The organism is Streptomyces sp. NPDC014894, assembly GCF_043080985.1.
GTDB lineage: Bacteria > Actinomycetota > Actinomycetes > Streptomycetales > Streptomycetaceae > Streptomyces.
Genome location: NZ_JBIBWD010000018.1, coordinates 72,286 through 94,779, shown reverse-complemented (window position 1 = coordinate 94,779; position 22,494 = coordinate 72,286). Strand labels below are relative to the sequence as shown.

The 22,494-nt window shown below is 72.6% G+C and carries 21 protein-coding genes; 8 read left to right on the top strand and 13 right to left on the bottom strand.

Translation table 11 applies throughout. The annotated features are described in order from the left end of the window. Positions 1-659 precede the first annotated feature (659 nt). From ACF089_RS31600 to ACF089_RS31590, 3 genes are read right to left on the bottom strand one after another with little or no spacing between them, the layout of a single operon-like run. Positions 660-1,694 (bottom strand): ABC transporter permease, encoded by a 1,035-nt coding sequence (locus tag ACF089_RS31600; RefSeq protein ID WP_392034148.1) that lies wholly within the window; start codon positions 1,692-1,694, stop codon positions 660-662. Next, complete coding sequence (locus ACF089_RS31595) at positions 1,691-2,620, bottom strand: ABC transporter ATP-binding protein (protein WP_392034145.1); 930 nt, start codon at positions 2,618-2,620, stop codon at positions 1,691-1,693. The genes ACF089_RS31600 and ACF089_RS31595 overlap by 4 nt, the downstream gene beginning before the upstream one ends. Beyond that, positions 2,620-3,012, bottom strand: coding sequence for a GntR family transcriptional regulator (locus ACF089_RS31590; RefSeq protein ID WP_392034142.1), 393 nt, complete (start codon positions 3,010-3,012; stop codon positions 2,620-2,622). Before ACF089_RS31590 ends, ACF089_RS31595 begins: the two co-directional genes overlap by 1 nt. 420 nt (positions 3,013-3,432) lie before the next feature. Between ACF089_RS31590 and ACF089_RS31585 the strand changes: the two genes are divergently transcribed. Beyond that, on the top strand, positions 3,433-3,906 hold the full coding sequence (locus ACF089_RS31585; protein ID WP_392034139.1) for a VOC family protein: 474 nt from the start codon (positions 3,433-3,435) through the stop codon (positions 3,904-3,906). Positions 3,907-4,157: 251 nt separating this feature from the next. After that, entirely contained in the window at positions 4,158-4,370 is a 213-nt protein-coding gene (locus ACF089_RS31580) for a cold-shock protein (RefSeq protein WP_392034136.1), read from the top strand. A 343-nt stretch (positions 4,371-4,713) separates the two neighbouring features. On the opposite strand, the gene ACF089_RS31575 is transcribed toward ACF089_RS31580, so the two are convergent. The 6 genes from ACF089_RS31575 to tap all read right to left on the bottom strand — a co-directional run bounded on the left by ACF089_RS31575 (position 4,714) and on the right by tap (position 10,434). Next, positions 4,714-5,283 carry a hypothetical protein gene (locus tag ACF089_RS31575; RefSeq protein ID WP_392034133.1) on the bottom strand — a complete coding sequence of 190 codons (570 nt, stop codon included), beginning with the start codon at positions 5,281-5,283 and terminating at the stop codon, positions 4,714-4,716. Positions 5,284-5,452: 169 nt separating this feature from the next. Further along, positions 5,453-5,590: a hypothetical protein gene (locus tag ACF089_RS31570; RefSeq protein ID WP_392034131.1), complete on the bottom strand. Its 138-nt coding sequence runs from the start codon at positions 5,588-5,590 to the stop codon at positions 5,453-5,455. A 226-nt stretch (positions 5,591-5,816) separates the two neighbouring features. Beyond that, positions 5,817-6,995 (bottom strand): DNA gyrase subunit B, encoded by a 1,179-nt coding sequence (locus ACF089_RS31565; protein WP_392034128.1) that lies wholly within the window; start codon positions 6,993-6,995, stop codon positions 5,817-5,819. A 313-nt stretch (positions 6,996-7,308) separates the two neighbouring features. Next, positions 7,309-7,614, bottom strand: coding sequence for a hypothetical protein (locus tag ACF089_RS31560; RefSeq protein WP_392034125.1), 306 nt, complete (start codon positions 7,612-7,614; stop codon positions 7,309-7,311). A 93-nt stretch (positions 7,615-7,707) separates the two neighbouring features. Beyond that, positions 7,708-8,262 (bottom strand): telomere-protecting terminal protein Tpg, encoded by a 555-nt coding sequence (tpg, locus tag ACF089_RS31555; protein ID WP_392034122.1) that lies wholly within the window; start codon positions 8,260-8,262, stop codon positions 7,708-7,710. Between the two features lie 3 nt (positions 8,263-8,265). After that, complete coding sequence (gene tap / locus ACF089_RS31550) at positions 8,266-10,434, bottom strand: telomere-associated protein Tap (protein WP_392034119.1); 2,169 nt, start codon at positions 10,432-10,434, stop codon at positions 8,266-8,268. A gap of 341 nt (positions 10,435-10,775) precedes the next feature. Here tap and ACF089_RS31545 point away from each other — a divergent pair, with 341 nt between their 5' ends. Beyond that, on the top strand, positions 10,776-11,888 hold the full coding sequence (locus ACF089_RS31545; RefSeq protein ID WP_392034116.1) for a hypothetical protein: 1,113 nt from the start codon (positions 10,776-10,778) through the stop codon (positions 11,886-11,888). Positions 11,889-12,972: 1,084 nt separating this feature from the next. On the opposite strand, the gene ACF089_RS31540 is transcribed toward ACF089_RS31545, so the two are convergent. Beyond that, positions 12,973-13,737 carry an alpha/beta hydrolase gene (locus ACF089_RS31540; RefSeq protein ID WP_392034113.1) on the bottom strand — a complete coding sequence of 255 codons (765 nt, stop codon included), beginning with the start codon at positions 13,735-13,737 and terminating at the stop codon, positions 12,973-12,975. Positions 13,738-14,100: 363 nt separating this feature from the next. Here ACF089_RS31540 and ACF089_RS31535 point away from each other — a divergent pair, with 363 nt between their 5' ends. Then, positions 14,101-14,826 (top strand): class I SAM-dependent methyltransferase, encoded by a 726-nt coding sequence (locus ACF089_RS31535; RefSeq protein WP_392034110.1) that lies wholly within the window; start codon positions 14,101-14,103, stop codon positions 14,824-14,826. 144 nt (positions 14,827-14,970) lie between these two features. Here ACF089_RS31535 and ACF089_RS31530 read toward each other — a convergent pair whose 3' ends face one another. Both ACF089_RS31530 and ACF089_RS31525 read right to left on the bottom strand, forming a co-directional pair. Then, the gene (locus ACF089_RS31530; protein WP_392034107.1) at positions 14,971-15,864 is read right to left on the bottom strand and encodes a hypothetical protein; all 894 of its coding nucleotides are present in this window, start codon (positions 15,862-15,864) and stop codon (positions 14,971-14,973) included. A gap of 368 nt (positions 15,865-16,232) precedes the next feature. Next, positions 16,233-16,892 (bottom strand): GntR family transcriptional regulator, encoded by a 660-nt coding sequence (locus ACF089_RS31525; RefSeq protein WP_392034104.1) that lies wholly within the window; start codon positions 16,890-16,892, stop codon positions 16,233-16,235. A 117-nt stretch (positions 16,893-17,009) separates the two neighbouring features. On the opposite strand from ACF089_RS31525, the gene lhgO reads away from it, so the two are divergent. Then, positions 17,010-18,257, top strand: a complete 1,248-nt coding sequence (lhgO, locus tag ACF089_RS31520; RefSeq protein ID WP_392034101.1) for an L-2-hydroxyglutarate oxidase — start codon at positions 17,010-17,012, stop codon at positions 18,255-18,257. Between the two features lie 82 nt (positions 18,258-18,339). Beyond that, on the top strand, positions 18,340-19,761 hold the full coding sequence (locus ACF089_RS31515; protein ID WP_392034098.1) for an MFS transporter: 1,422 nt from the start codon (positions 18,340-18,342) through the stop codon (positions 19,759-19,761). Positions 19,762-19,874: 113 nt separating this feature from the next. Here the strand turns inward: ACF089_RS31515 and ACF089_RS31510 are convergent, their stop codons facing one another. Continuing rightward, entirely contained in the window at positions 19,875-20,153 is a 279-nt protein-coding gene (locus tag ACF089_RS31510; protein WP_392034095.1) for a hypothetical protein, read from the bottom strand. An 881-nt stretch (positions 20,154-21,034) separates the two neighbouring features. Here ACF089_RS31510 and ACF089_RS31505 point away from each other — a divergent pair. Then, positions 21,035-21,838: a hypothetical protein gene (locus ACF089_RS31505; RefSeq protein WP_392034296.1), complete on the top strand. Its 804-nt coding sequence runs from the start codon at positions 21,035-21,037 to the stop codon at positions 21,836-21,838. A 111-nt stretch (positions 21,839-21,949) separates the two neighbouring features. Then, positions 21,950-22,480, top strand: coding sequence for a carboxymuconolactone decarboxylase family protein (locus ACF089_RS31500; protein ID WP_392034092.1), 531 nt, complete (start codon positions 21,950-21,952; stop codon positions 22,478-22,480). The last annotated feature ends 14 nt before the right edge of the window (positions 22,481-22,494 follow it).

Here is a 22,494-nt window from a genome sequence, read left to right as displayed (position 1 = left end):
GCCAGTCCCACCGCCGCCGGCCGCGGGAGGACTCGCCTGCGGAGCGAGCACTCGGCTCTTGCTCCCGAACAGATATCGACATCGGAGATCAATCTCTTGAGAAGGACAGGGGGGATCGTTGAGAGGTTCGCGACAAGGGAGGTCCGCCCGGCGTCGGAGCACGTCCGGGAGGCGTTCCGCGGCACGGTGCCGAGGGTGTGGCGACGGTCCGGCGGCGCGGCGACGGTCCGGCGGCGCGGACGTCCGGGAGCCGGGCTCCGGAGGTCCGGTCAGCGGGCGGCGCGGCGGGGCCGGCCGACCGTGCGTACGGCTCCCGCGTCAGCGCCGCCGGCGCGTCTCATCGGGGACGGCCGCGGGCCCGGCGTCGCGGTCGACGGCCGGTGAACCCGGTCACGCGTCGGCACGCGGGGGGTGCGGTAAGGCCGTGACGGCGATCTCGCCGCCGGTGTTCGCCGGGATCGGACCGTCGTCCCCGCGGCGTCGGCCGTACGGGCGCGCGTGCCGCGCGCTGTCCCGACGGATCCCGCGCCGCCGGGCACAGGCCCCACGGGTGTGCGTTCGCGGCTCGGGACGGCGGGAGACGGTCGCAGACCGCCGGGCGGGGACTCCGTGCCGCCGGCCGGTTCGGCGGGACGGCCGCGGACGGCGAGGGCCGGCGCTCACGCGACGGCTTTCGCACGGGGCGGGGTTCCGCCGGTACGGCGCTTCAGCAGGCGGAACGCGGCGAGGACCAGCAGGGCGCCGACGGCGAGGACGAGGGCGGTCGCGGTGAGCTGGAGGGGCCAGTAGTGCGAGAGCGGATGGTAGTCGCGGTAGTGGCTGACGGCGCCGAGCCTGTCGTACACGGCGGGGCACTCGGCCTTCGTCCAGTGGATGCCGCAGCCGGGGTCGGGCAGCCGGGTGCCGGTGGAGGTGAGGACGCCCGCGTCGACCGTCAGTCCTGTGCCTGCCGGGGCGTCGAGCGTCAGGCTGCTGACCCGGGTGGTGCTGGGCCACAGGCGGGGCAGTGCCGACTGGACGACGCCGAACACGCCGGCTGTGGCGACGACCGAGGTGACGAGGGCCGGGAGGGAGCGGCGCCAGACGAGGCCGGCCAGGGCTCCGGCGGCGAGGCCGGTCAGGGCCAGGGCCACGGCGGTCGGGCCGCTCGCGAAGAAGTTCGAGCTGTCGTGCCAGGACTTGGCCGTGTCGATGGAGCGGCCCCGCCCCTCGGACCGGGCGAGGTGGTACAGCCCGGCCAACAGGCCGGTGCCGACGGCGATGAGGGCGGCCGGGACCGCGAGCCGGGCGGCGAGCCAGCGGGCCGGGGACGCCGACTGGGTCCAGGCCAGTCGGGCCGTGCCCGTCTCCAGCTCCCGGCCGGTCAGCGAGGCCCCGGCCCAGGCGGCGACGAGGAAGGGGACGGCGAGGACGGCGACCATGGAGTACTGGTAGACGTCCCGGTAACGCAGGATGGCGCGCTGGTCGTACGCGCACGTCGCCGCCGTGCCGCACGCGTCGTACTGCCGCCACGCCGTCGCGGCGGCGTCGGTGAGCGGGCCGCCCAGCCACAGCAGCGCGGCCGAGACCACGATCACCAGCCCCGCCCAGACGCACAGCGCCGGCCGGTGCAGACGCAGCAGCCACCGGGCTTGGCGGGGCGCGGCCGCGGGCGGACGCCGGGTCGGCGCGGGGGCGGCGGCAGGGCCGGTCATACGGTCGTCTCCTGGGACGTGGCGGGTATGCGTGCGGGGTCGAGGGCCAGCGCGGGCGCCGCCGGACTGCGCAGGTGGGCGAGGACCAGCTCCTCCAGGGAGGGCTCGCTGCTCCGCCAGCCGTCGGGCAGGGGGCCGGCGGGGCGGATGAGGGCGGTGCGCTGACGGCCGGTGGTGCGGGAGGACACCACCACGGTGTTCGGGCCCAGGTCGCGGACGGCGCCGGTGGCCGTCTCCTGTGCGGGGCCGTGGACGAGGCGGTGGGCGGCCAGCAGGTCGTCGATGCCGCCCGCCAGACGGACACGGCCGTCGCCGATCAGCAACAGGTGGTCGCAGGAGTTCTCCAGCTCGGCGATCACGTGCGAGGACAGCACGATCGTGGTGCCGTGGCGGGCGGCCGTGCCCATGAGGACGCCCATCAGCTCGTGCCGGGCCAGCGGGTCGACGTCGGCCATCGGCTCGTCCAGCAGCAGCAGCTCGGGCCGCTTCGCCAGGGCGAGGGCGAGCGCCACGCGGGTGCGCTGGCCGCCGGAGAGCGAACGGATCCGGGCGTCGGGGTCCAGGTCGCCGTCGGCCACGACCCGCTCCCCGGTGGCCGCGTCCCAGCGGCCGGGGTTCAGGTCCGCGCCCATGCGGAGCGTCTCGGCGACGGTGAGCCGCGGGTACAGCGGCTTGTCCTGGGCGACGAACCCGATGCCGGGACGGGCGTCGGACGGATGACCGCCGAGCACGGCGACGGTGCCCTCGGTGGGGGCGATCAGCCCGGCGGCGAGGGCGATCAGCGTCGACTTGCCCGCACCGTTGGGTCCCACGAGCGCGCAGACGCGTCCGGCGGGGAGCCGGAACGTGCAGTCGCGCAGCGCCCAGCCCCCGCGCCGCGCGAACCGCTTGCCGAGCGCGGTCGCCTCGATGGCGGTCGTTGTCATCACTGTCCCTCTCGGATGTTCTCGAAGTACTCGTCCAGCACGGCGGTGAAGAACGCGGCCACGTCGTCCCGCTCCAGCCCGTCCGCCCGGGCCCGCCGCGCCCACTCGGCGAGTTCGGCCCGCAGCGGGGAGTCGCCCGACGCGGTGCCGAGCGATCTTCGGACGAAGGTGCCGAGCCCGCGCTGGGCCTCGACCAGCCCCTCCCGTTCCAGCTCGCGGTAGGCCTTGAGTACCGTGTTCGGGTTGACGGCGGTGGCCTCCACGACCTCGCGGGCCGCGGGGAGCTTGTCCCCGGGCTCCAGCAGGCCGAGCCGCAGGGCCTGCTTGGTCTGCTGGACGATCTGCAGATAGGTCGCAACGCCGCTGCGCCGGTCGATGCGGTATTCGAGCATCCGACAGAAACATCCTTTCACTAATTGAGTAGTGAAAGGATGTATCGAGGGGAGATCCACTGTCAAATCCGTGGGCCGGGGGCGATGACCCGGCCGATGCCCTGGTCGACGCGGTCCGCCGGGGGCGCGGAGGACGTGGTGCACGGGGGCCCGCGAGCCGTGTCGCTCGGGCGTTCTCGCGGGCGCGGCCCCGGCGGGGGCGTCGGGGACCGTCTCCGGATCGGGCCCGGCGTCGAGGAACACGACCACGGCCCGAACCGGCGGGCGCATCGGCCGGGGCGGCGTACCGCGCAGCCGGTCGTACTCCCCGCGCCCGGTCCGGCGCGGGACCGATGGTCGCAGGGAGTAAGCCTTAAGACGCAGAGCGTGCCCGCCCAAGGTCTCTGGGACCGGTGCCGGTGGGGTGTCAACGTGGTCGTCATGACTGAGATCTGGCCCGAGCACCTGCCCGTCGGCGCGATCCGCTTCGCGCGGCCCACCGGCAGGTTCGACGATGTCCTCGCCTTCTACCGGGAGGATCTGGGCCTGCCGGTGATCGCGTCGTGGCGTGATCACGATGGATACGACGGAGCTGTGTTCGGTCTGCCCGGCGCGGCGGCGCAGATGGAGATCACCCAGCACGGCAGCCCGCCCCGCGTTCCCGAACCGGACCCCGAGAACCAGCTCGTGCTCTACCTGCGCGGCGCCGACGCCCGGGACACGATCGCCGCCCGGCTGATGGAGCGCGGCCACCGGCCGGTGGAGGCGGCCAACCCGTACTGGACGCGGTACGGCGCCGTCCTGTTCCAGGACCCCGACGGCTGGATGGTCGTCCTCGCTCCATGGGTGTTCGGCCAGGAGCCCGCGCCCACTCCTTCTCCCGGGCGGGCGGGCCCGCCGGATCGCCGGCCCTGACTCGCCGACAGCGGTCCGGTAGCGCGCGCGGCGGACGAACGACAGGCCCAAGCCCCTGCCCCGGACGCGCCCGAGGCCCTGGCTCCAGACGGCGCGCACCTCGGCGGCGAGGTCTTGGGAGGACGATTTCGGCCCATGCTCTCCATCGGGTGATTCCGTGATGTTCCGTAGTCATGCGGACTGTCGCATGCCATGATCGTTGCGGCTTTTCGCCGACGACGATGATCGCCTGTTCCTGACTGGGGGATGACATGGCCGAGCGCCAGAACGGCACTGTGAAGTGGTTCAACGATGAAAAGGGATACGGCTTCATCACGCCGGAATCCGGAGCCGATCTGTTCGTGCATTTCCGTGCGATCCAGGGCAACGGCTTCAAGTCCCTGAAGGAGGGCCAGAAGGTCACCTTCGTGGCGGTCCAGGGACAGAAGGGGTTGCAGGCCGACGAGGTCCAGCCGGAGGCGTAGGCCCCGGGGGCCGTCCGCCGGCCCCGGGGCCTCCTGCCGGGGCCGGCGGACGAGTGTCCCGGCCCCGATAGCCGGCCGCCCCGGCTCCCCAGCGGATTCGGGCGCCGGCGCAGGACGCCGCCGTAGCGCCGAGCGCTCCGCCCTGACGGCCCGTCCGGGCCGACTGGCGGTCGCGGGTGGTCCTTCGCGAGGTGTCGGCCCGCGTGGGCGTGGCGGCCTGGCTTCGATGACCCGGGTACGACCTGCGGGACCGCCTCATGGGCGAGATCCGGCAGCGGCGGCAGACACCGGTCAGCGCTTGACCGGCGAAGGCATGCCGGTGAGAAAAGGAGCCGCTCGCGGCTCAGGAGCGAACCGCTCGGACGCGGTCGGCCTCGAGATGGAGTTCGTACGGCAGACAGCAGTCCGAGCAGAGGGTCGCGACGAGGGTTCCGCAGGCGCACAGCTGGTTCATTCCGCCGTCCGGGGTCGCCCCGCAGCAGGCGGGAGACACGTGACGCAGCTCCAGACCCCGCGCGTCGTCCGGGTTGATGACGATGCCGCCTCGCGGGCCCCGCGACACCAAGGGCTTGCCCTCCGCGTTCCACCGGCTTCCGTGGCGAGGCATCACCGGCCCGGACGTCTGAACGACGGCCCGGGGCCCGCCGTACGGGGCGGTCTCGATCGCGCAGCACCCCGACGGCACGGTCGCGGGCGACGGGCCCAACTCGTCGGCGTCCCACCAGGCGTAGTGGGGAGCCTCGGGAACTTCGAGCAGCCGTGTGAGCGGCCCCGTCAGCGAAACGCCGCACGTCGCGCAGACGAACACCACCGCCTCGGCCCCCGGGGCCCCGTCGGTGGCACCGGAAGACGGGGTCACCTGCCTGCGCTCCGGCTCGCCGACGCCTTGATCCTGGCCTCGCTGATCGTGCATGCGCCGACCGTACGCCGCGCGTCCTTCGACGGGACCACCGGGAGGCGACGGCCCGCTCCCGGCCCCGGCCCAGCGAGCGCGGTGATGGCGCGAAGGCGGTGGGGGCAGTGGGAGCCGGTGGGGGCTGTGGGGGGGCGCTCACCGCTCGTTCGGCGTGCGGGGGCTGCGGTTACGAGGTGTACTCCGAGCCGAACAGGCCGTTCGCGGCGCGGGCGGCCAGGGTGCGCGCCCGGGCGTGGCTCAGCTCCTCGCGGCCGACGAGGGCGGCAGCGAGATCCCCGTCCGCGACGGCGATCAGCTGGTCCACGAGTGAGGATTCGCACCGATCCCGAAGCGGTGGGCGTACGACGGGCTGGTGCTCCACCGGGTCCGGCCCGAGAGCGCTCCCGCCCGCTGCGAAGCAGTGGTCCACCGCAGGGTGCCCGAACTGCCTCCCCGCTGCCGCACCCGAGAGACCACCAGCCCCTGGCACGGCCGGACGTCATCCAGCGAAGTCCGCATATCAGGACGAGCAATCGGGAGAGCGCGGCCTCTCAGATGCCCCAGGGCATTCGGCCGACGATGGCGGCGGCCTGTTCCGGGTGCTCCTCCAGCCACGTTTCGAGGTGTTCCCGAACGGCCTCCGCGACACAGGCGCGAACCGCGGTGCTGCCCAGCAGGCCGCGCGTGGAACCAAGGAACTCGGGATGGTCCAGCTTCACCGACACGATCGCCGTGAGGCCCTCGCCGATCCGGTCGGCGCCGAGGTCGGTGTCCGTTCCGGTTCCGGTTCCGGTTCCGGTCAGCGGTCGCCGCTTTCGCGCGTACGCGTTGACCGCGGCCGCCACGCCGTCGCGGAGGCCCTCGGCGTGCGTGCCGCCTTCGGGGGTGGGCCGGCTGTTGGCGAAGCTCCGTACCCGCGCGTCGCGCGCGTGGCACCACCGCAGGGCGACCTCCATCGTCCCCGCCATCCGGCGGTCCTCCCGTTCGAACCCGACGATGTCCGGATGAACGGGCTCCCCGGCCCTGGAGTCGAGGAACGCGACGAAGTCCCGCGTCCCGGCCGGGAACCGGAACCGCGCCGATCGGGACCCGCCAGGGGTGCGTGAGTCGGTCAGGGAGATGCCCAGGCCCCGGTTCAGGAAGGCCAGTTCTCTGAAGCGCTCCGCCAGCACGGCGAACGAGCACTCCGCGGTCTCGAAGACGTCGGCGTCCGGCCAGAAGGCGAGGGTGATTCCGCTTCCGGTCGCCGGCCCCGCAACGGCGGGCGGGGCGACCGCGACGCCGCGCGCGTACTCCTGCACCCGGCGCACTCCTTCGTACCGCGCCTCGGCCGTCAGACGGCTCGACAGAGCGTTGGCGACGCAGAGCCTTCCGGGGCCGAGGTGCGACACAGCCGCGACGTGGCGGCCCAGGGGCCCGGCCCCGGCGCACCTCTGGGTCAGCAGCGCCTCGAGGCCCGGACCGGCGGTGTCGTCCACGGCCTGGAAGGGGACGCCCGGTCCGTCGTGGGCGACCCGCACTCCCCCGTCGGGCAGGAGCGCCACGTCGACGTAGCCGACGCGACCGGGCAGGACCGCGTTCACCGCCAGGCCGGCGACCTCGAACACCATTTCATGCAGGCCCCGTTCGCCGGTCGAGCCGACGTACATCCCGGCCCGCTTCCGCACGGCTTCGGGCCCTTCCAGCACTTGGACGCGGCTCGCGTCGAATCCGCTTGCGTCCCTCGTCATGAAGTCCCTCTCCGGTGGTGTCCAGCAGCACTCCCCAGGCTAGGCAGACGCCATGAAATCACCAGGTCAGAGGAGCTTCCCCGAGAGTCCGAACGGACACCCTCCCCGGCAGCCGTGTCCGGCCGAGACCCGGCGCGGTCCGCCGTTGCGGAGTCGTCCGAGCGAACGGTGGCCCCGGAGACTTCCGACCGATCGCGCTCGGAGGCCGTGAGCCGGGCCGTACGCGGGGCGGGCGCGGCGACTTGCTCCGTGGCGGGAGCACGGAGCCGCCCCAGGGAACGATGGCGGGGCAGGCGAGTCCGGTGTGTGCGCCTCAGCGCCACACGGTCGGGATGTCCGCGAGCTGGGCGAGCAGATCCCATTCCTTGGGACGCAGCGTGGGAGAGTGCCAGCGGGCCCCGTTGCCGACCCAGTAGCCGCGGTAGTCGCGAATGCCCCGGAGCCCTTCCCAGGTGCCCGGATCACCCATGTCGCCGATGCCCGACTCCGTACCGCAGCAGGGGCAGATGACGGCCGTGGGCCAGCCGTTCTCCCAGATGAGCCCGCCGTCCCCGTAGCCGCAGATTCGGCAGTACTCCTCATCCGTGATCGTGCCCGTATTCGTGTTCGTACGTTCCATCGCAGCAGCGTAGACCGGGGGCAGGGGCCCGATCGAACGCATTCTCCACGGCTGGCCGGCCCGCCCGACGCTCGCCTCGAAAGGCACCGAAGCTCAGTAGCCGAGATCCAGGTAGTCGATGTCATTGATGGCGACGTCCGACAGCCCCATGGCGCGGCCCCCGCCGTCCTGGAAGTAGACCTCCTTGAACCCCTCGGCGATGATCTCGCGCATCCGCTGGTCGCCCTCCCCCGCCTCGCGGGCGTCGAAGAGGCGCTGCGCGTACGCCGGGGGGAGACGGACGGTGAGGCGGCGGAAGCGGCCGTCGTCGGTGGAGCCGATGGAGGCGGTGTAGCCGAATCGGGCGCGGGTCTCGACGGTGATGCCGGTGGCGGCGGCCTGTTCGCGGCGGCGTTTGCGGATCCGGGGCTGCCAGCGGGAGCGGACCGCGTCGTCGATTTTGGCCGCGATGTCCTTGGGAGGGTGCTTGCGGGCCCCGCGCCGGTAGCGGTTGACGGAGTCGGCGGTGACGCCCAGCTCCGCCGCGACGGCCTTCGCGGACCCGAGCCGGCGGAGGAGGAAGTTGATGCGGCCCTGGAGCGTCTTGGGCGGTTCGCGGGTGAACCCCTCCCGGTCGGCGCGCTCGATCGCGTCCTCGATCTCAGCCACGGGTCACTCCCCTTCGTCGAGGACGGCGTCGTGGCCGTCGCCCTTGATGTGGCGGGCGGGGTTGAGGCCCTGCTCCATGAGGTCGACGGCCCACAGCATCGGCTGCACCCCTTCGAGCTTCGCCAGGCCCGGGGTGGATCCGAGGCGGAATCCGCCGGGCTGCGGCTTGCCGGAGGCGGCGTAGGGGAGGAAGTCGAGCGGCGACGCGCCCGGGGACGGGTAGACGACGCAGTCGGACAGCACCGCGAGCGGGTACAGGCCCGTCATCTTGACCATGTTGTTGAGCTTGCGGTGCATATTGACCCGCGCCTTGGAGATGACGGCGGCGCGGATGTCGGGTCGCCAGGTCGGGCGCTGGAGGGCCGGCCAGCGCTCGCCGTCCTGGTAGTTCCTGCCCTGCGGACGCTCGCGCAGCTTCCCGACGCCGCCCTTGACCGTCGCTTTGATCGCGGAGAGTACGGCGTTCAGGGCCGGGTCGACCTGCTTGTGCCGCTCCATCGCCGCCAGGAACTCGACGTCGTTCAGGGCCTTGGTGACGCCGAGGTCGGCGAGGGTGTCGACGTACGCGGCCTTGAGCCGGTCGTGCCACGGATCCAGATACGCGCCGGTCTCGCGGCGCAGATACGCCTCGATCGGGTGCACGTCGTGCCCCAGTTCCTGGGCGTAGGCGACGGTGTGCGTCTGGTACCAGGCCGGACCGGTCGGACGGCTGCCGTCCGGTGTGAACGGGGAGGGCAGGCGCGGGTCCAGCTCGATCCCGGAGAGGTCGACCAGCCAGGAGCCGGGGATCTTGGGGTTGAACTTCGGGGTGTGGAAGTGGTCCGGGGCGGAGAGCCCGACCGTGAGGCGGGCGGCGGCGGCGAGGAACGCGGTGTTGAGGTCCAGGCCGACGGCGAAGGGGCGCAGGCACTCCTCGTCCGTCAGCAGGTCGACGTCGCGCACCCACTGGTACGCCTCCTCGTTCAGGAACCCGCCCGTCCAGCCGGAGTCCACGACCACGGGGTGTTCCGGGGTGGCCTCCGGCGGCGCCGGGTCCATCGGCTCCGTACCGAGCGAGCCGGGGTTGCGGCCGGACACCCAGTTCCCGGTCGCCTCGTCGCGTACGGCCTTCGTCGGCGGGCGCAGCGCGGTCATCAGCTCCAGGCCGGAGACGGCCGTGGAGCCGCGCGGGGTGATGACGCGGGTGGCGTAGACGCCGAGGACGCGGGCGATGTCGGCCGGTTCCATGTCCGCGACGCCGGGCCAGGACCGGGGGTCGAGGGCGTCCCAGGAGAGGAGGGCTAGTTGTACGCACTGCCTCTCCCTGCCCTGGGCCTTGCGGTAGATCCGTGCCCAGGGGCCGAACCCGCGCTGGGTGAGCTGCCACTTCGCCTTGGCGACCTGCTTGACCACGGGGTGGTCCTCGGGCAGGCGCAGGGAGCGGCGCTGCTCATGGCCCTCCAGGCGCTCCGGGAGTCCGAGCTTCACCGCCGCCGACGCGGTGAGGACGATGAGCGGGTCGGAGTCCTTGCCGTAGCGGTTCAGCTTGGCGGCGCCGAGGCCGGACTCCTTCAGCGTCCACTCCACCAGTTCCGGGACGGTGGTCGCCGGGCAGTCGAGCACGATGCCTTCGACCCCGTACGCGGAGCCGTCGCCGTCGAGGACGGCGAGCGGGCCGTGCTGGTACGGGGGCGCGGCGATGTTCGGGACCACGCGCTTGCGGGCCGGTCGGCGCGACGGCGTCACCGGGCGGGCGGCGGACCGCTCCGGCGCGGTCTGGAGGGACGGGGCCTGAGCCGGCGTGGTCGTCTCCGGCGCGGCGGCCTCGGGCGCGGCCGGGCCGGTGAACGTCTCCGGCGCGGTCGGCTGAGGCACGGTCACCGAGGCCGGAGGGGCTGGCGGTACGGAAGTGTCCTGAGCGGAGTGGGCGGGATGCGCGGAGTGGGCGGGATACTTCGCCGCCCAGCCGTTCAGCAGTCGCTGATACGCGGACAGGCGCGGCTCTTTCGGCTCCGAGCGGCCGTTCTCGTAGTTCTTGACGGTCTGCACGGTCGACTTCAGGGCCTGCGCGAGGCGCGCCTGAGTGATTCCCGCGGCCTCCCGCAGCCGGGCGCGCTCCGCCGGGGGCGGGAGTTGCGGCTCCTCCGCCAGCAGCGCGTCCACGCTCGCGAACAGCTCTTCCTCGGATGCCATGTCTGTCTCCCTCCGCCCGAACAGTATCAACACTTACCCACGTGTTTAACTCATTCATTTAACCTAATCGGAGTATCTTCCGGGGTTGGGCCGCGACCGATTCGGCCCGGTCCGCGGCCCCGACCCGCATCTGCGCGGCGGAGGACGATTCACGTCAGGCGCCACCATGGCCGGGGGCCGACCGCCACGGAGACCGGGCGAGATCCCGACCGGTCGGCGCCCACGTCCACAGGCACGGGCACAGGCACAGGCACAGGCATCAGTCGTCCGATCGGCCCCTGCGGATCGCCCACATCTGGCAGCCTGGCAGGTCGCTGAACCATCTGGGAGGGGACCCCGCTGTGACCGAAGTGCTGCCCGGCTCCGTCGGCGCCGACGACGATGCCGACCGCGAAGCCATCGAACAGGAGCGCGCCAAACTGCGCGAGTTCGTCCAAGGCCTCAGCTCGGACGACATCACATCGGGCGGCTGGTTCACCAAACTCTGCGCCCAGGCTCTGCGGTCGTACACGGAGAAGGCCACGTGGGAGTACTTCCAGGAGAAGTACCAGGGGGTGCCCGCGGACGGCATCGTCGGGCGGCAGATCCAGCTGGCGGCGAAGAACGCCATGATTCAAGGGGGGATCACCTCCAGCCTCTACACCGGGACCGTCGCCGCGACCATCGGGTCGCTGGGCGGCGCCAGCGCCGCCACTGTTCCGGCGGGTGTCGTGACGTTCATGGTCGATCTGACGTACATCACCCAGCTGCAGATGCGCCTGGCCCACGACATCGCGGTGATCTACCGGATTCCGCTGGACGTGGACGATCCCGAGGACATGATGAAACTCGTCCGGGTGGCCTTCGGCATCAAGGCCGGAGAGGTCGCGCGCGGCAGCATGAAGTTCGTACCCGGCCTGGTCCGGCAAGCCCTCAAGAAGTACTACTCCGGTCCGGTCCTCGCCGCCGCGAAGAGCCTTCCGTTCGTCGGTAAGCATCTTCTGCAACGCAACGTCATCAAGTTCGGCATCCCCGGCGTCGGGATCCCCCTCACCATCCTCATGAACCGCTACACGACCGTGGCCGCGGGACGCCACGCCACATCCGTCTTCCGCGGCGAGGCGGAGGTGATCGAACTCGCCGAGACCTTGATCCGGCGTACGCGGCACCCGAGGCTGATGCTGTGGGTCGCGTGGCTCGTCATCAACGCGGACGACGAGATCTCCGACGCCGAGCGCCTGCTGTTCCAGCGACTGACACGGCTTGCCCGGGAACGGCATCAGGTCGATGACGAGCAACTCGCCGACGTCGTCACCATCGACCCGGACGAGGTATGGCACCGCGTCGACGCCGAGCCCGGCGACCTCACGGACGTCGTCCACGCCGCCGAACGGGTCGCCACGGTCGACGGGGATCTCAACACGCACGAGAAGGCGGTCATCGCGGAGCTGCGGGATCGCTGCCGCCGACGCTGAGCTCCCGGCGCGCGGCCCCGCGACGGGCGAGGTCCGGCCTGCGGCGGGATCGCGGTCGGGGCGTCACCTCGGCGGCTCCCGGAGCGTCGGGCGGCGCGCCTCCCGACGTGTGCACGGCCACAACGGGCCGTGCGCACAGGGAATGCCGGCCCCGGTGCCGGGGGGCGAGCACACCGGCCCTTCGATCGGTTCCAGCAGCCGGAGCCGGCCCGGAGCGCTGGTGTCCTGGATCTCGGCGTGGAACGCCGTCGCGGCGTCGGACGGACTCACCCGGATCCGGCTGAAGCCAGAGCAGCGGTCCCGCGGCGCGCCGGGCCGGGATTCCACCGCCTCGGGAAGGCGCTTCGGGAAGTCCTGCGCGGGGAGCTGTGCGGGAAGCTGTTACGGGGAGACGCTCGTCCGTCATGGCGCAACGACGGGGACGCGGCGGTGGTCAGCAGCCCGCGTCACACCCGGCGAGTGAGACCTGACCGCTGCGAGCCGAAGCCCGGCGGCGTCGGCTGGCCCGGTTGCTCGACGACGAGGAGGAGATCGTCCGTCTCACCATGGCGTACACCGCCCCGCACCTGGTCGATCCCGAGACCGCCGAGAGCATCGAGCGCCGCTACCGCCCTCGACGGGACAAGTTCACATTCTGGTGGGACAAGGCGGGGGTCCCGACGTTCCCGCCGGCAGCCCTGAACCGTTTCGCCACCGACCCTGACCCCCGGCTCCGCTCCGTCGCGCCCCGTAATCCGGATCTGTCCCCGGAACTCTCCGCGCAGCTGGCCTCCGACCCCGAAGACCGTGTCCGCCACGTGGTCGCGGCCCACCGCGGCCTTCAGGTCTCCAGCCGTCGCGTCGACCGGGCGTGGGTCCTCCGAAACGATGGCCCGACCCCGCCGAAGACGGAGACGACTACTTCGGTGGGTCGACCTGTGCGCTGGTCGGAGAGGCGAGCGGCCCTCTGGTCTGTTTCCCGATGCGAGGGACCCTTCCTTCGGACGGCCCCTGCGGCCGAGCACCCCCGGCCGGCCGCCGGTGGCGGCGCGATCGGGGGCGCGGCTGCGGGCCACCGCTCACGGCGGGAGAGGTGGCCCGGCCGTCACCGGCTGCCCTCTGCCGGCGCCCTGACGGCCCGGCCTCGCTTCAGGTGCCGGTCGAAGAACCGGTTCCCGTCCTCCACCTCGAACCACGGGGTGCCGGTGTGCCCGCCCGGGTTGGCGTGCAGCGTCTTCTCCCTGGCGCCGAAGGCGTCGAACAGGTCCAGGGCGCGTTGCCGGGGGTTGCCCTCGTCGTCCCACTGCAGCAGGAACAGCAGCGGAATGGCGATCCGCCGGGCCTCCTCGCGCTGGGCGCGGGGCACATAGCCTCCGGCGAAGAGTCCGGCGGCCGCGATGCGCGACTCGGCCGCCGCGAGGCGGATGCCGACGGCGGTCCACCCCGCGTACCCGACCGGGCCGCCGATCCCGGGCAGCGCGAGGAGGGCGTCGAGGGTGGTCCGCCAGTCCGGGACCGCTTTTTCGACCAGTGGACCGATGAAGGATTCGAGGATCTCGTCGGCCGGTTCACCGGACTGGAACGCTCGGTGAAGGTCCGCGCGGGCCCGCTCGTCGGCGGCGGAACGGGGCCGGTCGCCGCACCCGGCGGCGTCGATCGTGGCCACCGCGTAGCCGTGCGTCGCGGAGTGCCGGGCCCGGGCCGCCAGCCGGGGATCCCTCTTCGGCAGGCCGTTGTTGTGGGCCATCAGGATCAGCGGGGTTGGTGCGACGCTGTTCTCCGGCGTCCACAGGGTGCCGGGGATCTCGCCGAAGGCGAATTCGCGTTCGAGGACGCCGTCGTCGAGGAGCTTCTCGGAAGTGAACCGCATGATCGTGCCTTTCGGGAGCGCTTGTGAACGGCGCTCCCGGACGATCTACCGCCCGACCGCGGCCCCGGAGGGGAGCACCCATGTCGATACTGCGTTCACGGGTACCACCTCCTCGTTCTCTCCCACGGCCTCCGGGAGGCTAGCAGCGGTCGCCGGGGTCCTCCAACGGATTTTACGGAGGCTCCTCGACCGGAGGCCGGAGGCGCGCGTCGCTCGACACCCCGACGGCGACGCGCGAGGTCCGACGACGGAGGACACGGCGTCCTGGGCCGTCACCGCACCGGGATTCGACCGGGCCTGGCGTCGCCGGCCCGGCGGGAACCGGGTGGCTGTTCGGGCCGGGCGACGGCTACCTTCGGCAGCATGGCTGACGACTGTTTCGCGCGTCCGCGGCTCGCCGCGATCTACGATGCGCTCCACTCCGACCGGGGCGATCTGGACGCGTACCTCCGGATCGCCGAAGAGTGCGAGGCGCGCCGGGTGCTGGACATCGGCTGCGGCACCGGGGTGTTCGCGCTTCTTCTGGCGGATCGCGGAATCGACGTCATCGGGGTCGATCCCGCCCTGGCGTCCATCGACATCGCCCGGGCCAAGCCGGGTGGCGAGCGCGTTCGCTGGATCGTCGGCGACGCGACAGACCTTCCCCCGTCGCGGGTCGACCTCGCGACGATGACGGGAAACGTCGCCCAGGCCGTCGCCGACCCGCACACCTGGCACGAGTCGCTGCGGGGAGCCTACGAGGCACTGCGCCCCGGCGGGCGTCTGGTCTTCGAGACCCGCGACCCGGCCGGACGCGCCTGGGAGGAGTGGACCCGCGAGAACACCCGTGAGGTGACAGAGATCCCGGGCGTCGGCGCTGTCGAGAGCTGGGGCCGGGTGACCGATGTGAGCCTGCCTCTGGTGACATTCCGCTGGACCTACGTGTTCGCGGCGGACGGAGCGGTGCTGACGTCGGACTCCACGCTGCGCTTCCGCGAGCGGGAGGAAGTCGAACGGGATCTGGCCGACCACGGCTACACGGTGGAGGACGTCCGCGATGCACCCGACCGGCCGGGGAAGGAGTTCGTCTTCCTGGCGCGCCGTCCGTGACCCTCGGCCGTCCACAGCGCTCGGTCCTCGACGACGGCGGCCACGGTTCGACGGTACGGAACAGCCGGTGCGGCCAGGGCGGACAGTACGGAACAGCCGGTGCGGACGACGGCAGCGTGTCCGCGCCGTGGGGAGGTGCGCGGCTCAGCTCCAGCTCGGCGACGGCCCGAGCCATGGTTTGCAGGCAACCGGACGGCCGGTGTGCGCGTCGAGCAGAACGCGGTCGCCGACGGGGCGTTTCAGCGTCACCGTCACCTGCTGCGACAGCAACTGCGCGGTGCAGTCGCCGCCGTTCTGAGGGTCCTCGACCGTGGCGGACAGCACGACGCTGCCCCGTGTCTCCAGCACTTCCACGACCGAGTCGCCGTCGCAGGCGCCGCGCAGGGCGACCACGGTCACCGACCGTCCGTCCGAGGACACCTCGACCAGCCGGTCGAGGTGTCCGGGGTCTTCGCGAGCCTGTTCGATCGGCGGCTGAGGGAGTGTCGACGGGGCGACGGCGGCCCGCTTGAGAGGAGAGTCGTAGCCCTTCAACCGGAACAGCCAGGCCGGGACCACGGCGGGGCCGCGGCTTGTGGCCACGGTCATCTCGCCCAGCTTCGCCCCGGTCACCGTGAGGTGCGGCTTTCCGCCGACGCGAGCGCCGGTCAGCGTCTCGAACGACTCGTGCGCCCCGGCCAGGGGGCGCGCGAGCGATTCGCCGCCGTCCCAGGCCACTCGGCCGTCCTGCGGCCGGGCGGCCGGCAACCTGCCTTCCAGAACGAAGCCGCGTTCCCTCACGGCCCGCGCGTCGGCCTTGCTCCGCGGGCCGCCCTTCGGCAGCTGAACCATGTCGCCCATGGGGTGGAAGCCGGAACGCCACTCGGATGCCGCGGCCGACCCGTCCCAGGCCGCGGCGACCTGCGAGGCACGCCGCTCCCGCGTCTCCCTGCCGCTCCCGGATTCGTCCCGGCCGCATCCGTGGGCGAGCACCAGGCCGACGGCGGACAGGGCGGCCCCTGCCGACAGGACGACGGAGCGTGAGGCTCTGCTGCGCACAGGTCCCCCTGGAGGACGGTGTACGACGGGCTTGTTCCGCCGTTGTGACGCGGCTGAGCCGGGGCGGGTTCCAGCCGGACGCGAACGGCGTCGGCAGACCTCGGAAAGGGACGACCGGACCCGTGCCCTTCGCACCGGCGGGCCGGCGTACCCCGGTCGCCGGCCGCCCGGAGCGCGCGCCGGGGGACCACCGGCCGCGCATCCGCCCGGCGCCTCCCGGTGCTGCCGAGCGCCCGGGCGACCGTCGGGACCGGGGCCCGCCGGTGGTGTTCCGTCTCGCGGGTCGGGTGCTTCGCGTCGGCGCGGCGACCCTTTCGGACGCCGCCCAAGTCCACCGCTCGCCTACGAGCGGGAGCGCGGTCCGAGGGTCACGCGCCGCGCTGCGCGGCCATGACGTGGTCGCGGGCTCCTTCGACGTGCGCGGTGATCACGCGGCGCAGAGCCTCGGCGTCGCGGTCGCGCAGCGCGTCGACCATCCGCTGGTGTTCGTCGTCGATGCGTTCGAGGTCGTGACCCGAGCGCGCCCAGCGCCGGCTGTACGGCTCGACGAGGTGCAGCAGCTGGTCGACGAAGCGCAGGGTGAGCCGCCGCTCGGAGAGGGCGTAGACGCGTCGGTGGAACTCGTAGTTGAGGGTGGCCCGGCCCGCCGCGTCGGCGCCCAGGCGGCGCATCTCGTCGGCGAGGCGCTGGAGTTCGTCGATGTCGCGGTCGCGGCAGCCGCGCACGATCTCGTCGGCCAGGTGCGGTTCCATCTGGAGGCGGAGTTCGAAGAGTTCGGCGATCTCGCCGTGGCTGAGTTCCGCGACGACCATGCCGCGCTGCGGCTGCACTTCCACCAGGCCCTCGGCGGCCAGCGTGTGCAGGGCCTCGCGCAGGGGGATGCGGCTCACCTTCAGCTCGGTGGCGAGCTTCTCCTGCACCAGGCGGGTGCCCGGGAGCAGTCCGCCGTCGCGGATGGAGGTGCGTAGCCGTTCGGCGATGACGCCGGCGCTGTTGCTCGTGCTGGGGGTCCGGGCTGCTCGGGTCACCTCGTGACTCTACCTCTTGCGCACCTACGCAGCGGCTATATACATTCACTTTCGCTCGCAGCGAATGTATACAGTCGCTGCGCATTCCTCGCTCACGCCACCGGAAGGGGCTGCTGGATGTCACGTGCCGTCGACGTCGCCGTCATCGGAGGAGGGCTGCTCGGGCTCGCCACGGCCCGGGCCCTGCTGCGCGCCCGGCCCGGCCTGTCCGTCACGGTCCTGGAGAAGGAGGCACGCTGGGGCGCCCACCAGTCCGGGCACAACAGCAACGTCATCCACAGCGGCCTGTACTACGCGCCCGGCTCCCTCAAGGCCCGGCTGGCCAGGGCCGGCGGGGAGGAGATGATCCGGTACTGCGAGCAGCACGAGGTGCCCGTCAAGCGCACCGGAAAGCTCGTGGTGGCCACGTCCGCGGCCCAGCTCCCCGGCCTGGACGCGCTCGCGGAGCGCGGCCGGGCGAACGGCGTCACGGTGCGGCGGCTGAGCCGCGCCGAGTTCGCCGAGCGGGAACCGCATGTCGCCGGGGTGGCCGCGCTGTCCGTCGCCGACACCGCCATGACCGACTTCGGCCGGGTGTGCGGCGCGCTGGCGGCCGAGCTGACGGAACTCGGCGCCGAGCTGCGTACGCGGTCACCCGCCCTCTCCTTCACCGCGGCCGAGGACCGGACCGTGATCCACACGCCCGGTGGGGAGATCCGGGCCCGGACCCTCGTGAACTGCGCGGGCCTGCACAGCGACAAGATCGCGGCGGCGGCCGGCGACCGCCCGACGGTACGGATCATGCCGTTCCGGGGCGAGTACGCCGAGCTGAGGCCCGGCCGCCGAGGGCTGGTCAACAACCCCGTGTACCCCGTGCCCGACCCCGAGCTTCCCTTCCTCGGCGTGCACATCACCCCCATGCTCGACGGCTCGGTCCATGTGGGCCCCAACGCCGTGCCCGCGCTGGCCCGTCAGGGCTACCGCTGGCGCGACATCGATCCCCGCATGGTGGGCGAGCTGCTGTGCGACCCGGCCCTGCGCGGTCTCGCCCGGCGCTTCTGGCGGCACGGGGTGACCGAGATCAGCCGCTCGCTGTTCTGGCCGCTGTTCGTCCGCGATGTCCGCAGGCTGCTCCCGGAGATCGAGAGCAGGGACATGCGGCGGCACGGCAGCGGCGTACGGGCGCAGGCCGTCACGGCGGACGGACGACTGGTCGACGACTTCGTCATCAACCGCACTCCGCGCGCCGTCCATGTGCTCAACGCGCCGTCACCCGCGGCCACGTCGAGCCTCCGCATCGGGAGCCGGATCGCGGCCGACGTCTTCGAACAGCTCGGCCACGGGGATGCCGCCCGGGCCGTACGCGAAGAGTCCGCCGCGGCCTGACCGCTCCCCGCCGACCCAATCCACCCCCCTCTTCTCTGCCCAGTCTCTTCCCCTCCCTCTCAACGGTGATCGAGGACAGCCCATGGCGAACGCCCCGCACAATGCCGCGCAGGACCCCGGACCGCCCCCCGCCGTCGCCCGCCGCCGCGTCGCCACGGCCACCATCGTGGGCTCCGCGCTGGAGTGGTACGACTTCTATCTCTACGCCTCGATGGCCGCGCTGGTCTTCGGCAAGATCTTCTTCCCGCAGAGCGACGACGCGACCGGCACCATGGCCGCCTTCGCGACCTTCGCGGCTGGATTCCTGGCCCGCCCGCTCGGCGGCGTCCTGTTCGGCCATCTCGCCGACCGCATCGGCCGGCGGAACGTACTGATCATCACCTTCGTTCTGATGGGCGTCTCCACCGGTCTGATCGGGCTGCTGCCCACGTACGACACCGTCGGCGTCGCGGCGCCCGTCGCCCTGGTGGTCCTGCGCATCTTCCAGGGCCTCGGCGCCGGAGCCGAGTACAGCAGTGCGGCGGTGGTCGCCTACGAGCACGCCGACGAGAACCGGCGCGGCCGTCAGGGCGCCTGGCCGGCCCTGGGACTCAACCTCGGACTGCTGCTGTCGTCGCTGACCGTCACTCTGCTCACCAGCCTGGACGAGGAGATCCTGCTGACCTGGGGCTGGCGCGTCCCGTTCGTCGCGAGCTTCGCCCTCGCGGGCGTGGGTCTGTGGGTGCGCAGCCGTGTGCCCGAGTCGCCCGACTTCCACGACAGCAAGAAGAAGCAGGAGCGGGAGGGCCCCTCGCAGTTGCCCTTCGTCACCCTGCTGCGCAAGCAGCGGCGCGGTCTTCTCATAGTCCTGGCCGTCTCGTTGGGATACAACGCGCTCAGCTACATCTTCAAGACCTTCTCGCTGGCCTACCTCTCGGACTTCCAGGACGTCTCGGCGAGCGTCGGCGCGTTCGGCGTCACCCTGGCCAGCGCCACCGCCATCGTCACCGTGCCGCTCTTCGGCTGGGCCAGCGACCGCTTCGGCAGCCGGAAGGTGCTCGCGGGCGGCGGCATCGCCTCGGCGCTCTTCGCCTTCCCGTTCTTCGTGCTGCTCGACACTCAGAACTCCGTCGTGATCTGGCTCTGCCTGATCATCGCGACGGGTGTGCTGGCCCCGGCCATGTTCGCCCCGCAAGGCGCTTTCCTCTCGCGGCAGTTCCCTGCGGACGTCCGGGTCAGCGGGGTCGGGACCGGACGGGAGCTGGGCGCCGCCCTCTCGGGCGGTCTGGCCCCGCTGGCGGCCCTGGCCATCGTCGGCGCCAGCGCGACCCACGCCACCTGGGGCGTCTCTCTCATCCTGATCGCCGGAGCCGTCGTGGTCGTCGTCGGCGCGGTCTTCGACCAGGGCGCCCGCCCGGCCGCCTCACCCGCCGCCCCGCCCGGCGGACCTGCCACACCTGCCGCACCGCAGGACTCCGAGCGGACTCCGGACCGCGACGACGCCCCCGTGCACCAGGCCCGCTGACGCGCGGGCCGGGGGCAGGGAGCCCCTGAACGGGTGGGCCCGGACCGAGAACGGTCCGGGCCCACCCCCGTTCCATGACGGGAGGAGGGCCCTTGAACCGCCGCCGGGCCGGGCTAAGCGGCCTGGTCGTAGCGCGTGGGCTCCTCCGGAAACTCATCGCCGAAGTCGTCGTCGTCCTCGCTCCGGGCAAGCCCGCGGAGGCGGCGCTTCTGCGCGGCGCGCAGCAGGGCCCAGGCGATGAGGAGCGCGCCGGTCAGGGCCCAGGAGGCCGTCCGGGCCCAGGACCACCAGCTCGGCGTCGGTTCGAGCAGGACCTCGGCGGCGGTGGCGGCCATGGCGGCCGCGTGTGCGCAGCACAGCGACGTGCCCGCCCAGCGGGTCGCGCGGTTCACCCCGCGCAAGCCGGGGCTCGCCCGCGGTCCGTACCGTTCCATGCTTCCCCCGTTTCGTCGCGCTTCCCCCGTTTCACCGCGTAGCCCTTCGCCGACCTTGACTGATCACGCGTTCGAACACGAAAGCCCGTGATGGACGGGACTCTTTTCAGCCCCGATGCCACTGCCGCACATGCGGTCACCACCTGGAAAAGGCGACCGGGCGGTGAGTCGTTTCGGGATGTACCGGTCAGTGATGTCGGCTTGTTATCGGCTGTCCACGCATTCCGATCGATAGCTTGTTCGGTCGCGCACAGGGCGTGGCGGCGCGCGCGGGTCCGGCGACCGGAGCGGTCGCCGACCGCCTCGCGGGGGCGGGCGTGCCGCCGTGGCACCGGACCTCCGGCTCCCGGACCACGAATCCGCCGGGTCCGGGCGCACCGCTCCGGCGACACGCCGGAGGGGCTCGCGGACGGGACCACCCCGGCCGAGCCGGCGGAGGCGGGGATCCATCCCCACGCGGGCTCGGAACCCGGCGAGCGGCTGGACGACGCAGCGGTCGCGTACCAGGAGCCGGCCGCCTTCTTCCGGGCGGCCGCCCGTCTCCGGCACGGCCCGCCGGTCTGGATCGCCCGACCGGCCGGACCCTTCGGCACCCCTGTACGCCCGCACACCCTGCGCCCGGCCGCCGCCCCGCGCGGCCCGCACCGAGGACCACGAGATCGCCGGGCGGCGCTTCCCACCACCCGAAGAGCGCCGCCTTCGGCCCCGCGCCGCGGGTACGGATCCCCCCGACGACACGCCGCCCGTCGAGACTTCCCCTTGCGGGAATACCCCCGGGGGGTATGCTGTTCCTCAGATACGGACAACGCAAGCCGACCCGATCCACAGGTGGAGACATGATGAACAGCGATTCCGGCCACGACATGACCGGCCACAGCGGCCACGGCGACGCCCGTCCCGGCGGACTGTCGGTCTCCGAGAGCGGGTACACCCTCGAATTCGACTCGACGATCCTTCCCGCCGGGGAGCAGACGGTGACCTTCCGGGTGACCGGCCCCGACGGCCGGCCGGTCACCGAGTTCACTCCCGAGCACGAGAAGAAACTGCACCTCATCGCCGTCCGGCGCGACACGAGCGGGTTCCAGCACGTGCACCCGGTGATGGACGGGAAGGGCACCTGGAGCGTCGGACTGACGCTGGAGCCGGGAGACTGGAGATTCTTCGCCGACATCCACCCCGTCGGCCACGACGGGAGCATGACGCTGGGGATCGACGGCTCGGTCGCGGGGCGGTACGAGCCCCGCCCGCTCTCCGAGGACACCCGCACCGCCCGCATCGGCGAGTACACCGTCACCCTCAACGGCGAACTCGCGCCCGGCGAGGCGAGCGACCTCACCCTCACCGTCAGCCGGAACGGGCGGCCCGTCACCGACCTCCAGCCCTACCTGGGCGCGTACGGGCACCTGGTGGCGCTGCGCGTCGGCGACCTGGGCTATCTCCACGTGCACCCGGAGGGCGAGCCCGGTGACGGCACCACCCGGCCTGGACCCGGGATCACCTTCATGGCCGCCGCGCCGTCGGGCGGGACCTACCGCCTCTACCTGGACTTCCGGCACGACGACATCGTCCGGACGGCCGAGTTCACGGTACGCACCGCCCAGGCGGCGCCCGAGCAGCACACGGGCCACCACGCACACCACTGACCGTACGAACGCCGCCGGACGGCCGCCGCGACACCCGGCGCGGCCGAGGGGCGCCCGACGAGTCGAGCGCCCCGCCGTCCCCCGTACAGCCTCCGCTCCGGAAGGACCGTCATGCCCCGCCTGACCCGACTCACGCCCGACACCGCGGTCGGCGCCTCCCGGGACCTCCTCGCCGAGCTGGTCTCACGCCACGGCCAGATCGGCGACATGGTCTCCACGATGGCGCACTCCCCCGCCGTTCTGAGCGGGTATCTCCAGCTCAGCCGGGCCATGGGACGAGCCAAACTCGACCGGAGGATCAGCGAACGGATCTCGATCGCCGTCCAGGTCCCCCAGGGCTGCGGGCTCTGCCTCGACGCCCATGTCGGCGCCGCCCGCAAGCTGGGCGTGGACGAGGACGAGATCGAGCGAGCCCGCGCGGGCACCTCGGCCGATCCCGCGATCGCGGCGATCATCGCCCTCGCCCTCCAGATCTACCGCGAGCCGACGTCGATCACCGACGAGCAGGTCGCCGCGCTGCGCGAGCACGGCTACAGCGACCGTGCGATAGCCGACGTCGTCGGCGTCGTCGCGCTCAACATCCTCACCGGCGCCTTCAACCTGCTCGCCGGCCTCACACCGGAGAGCCGCTCCGATGTGTAGGCGCCGCCCGGTCC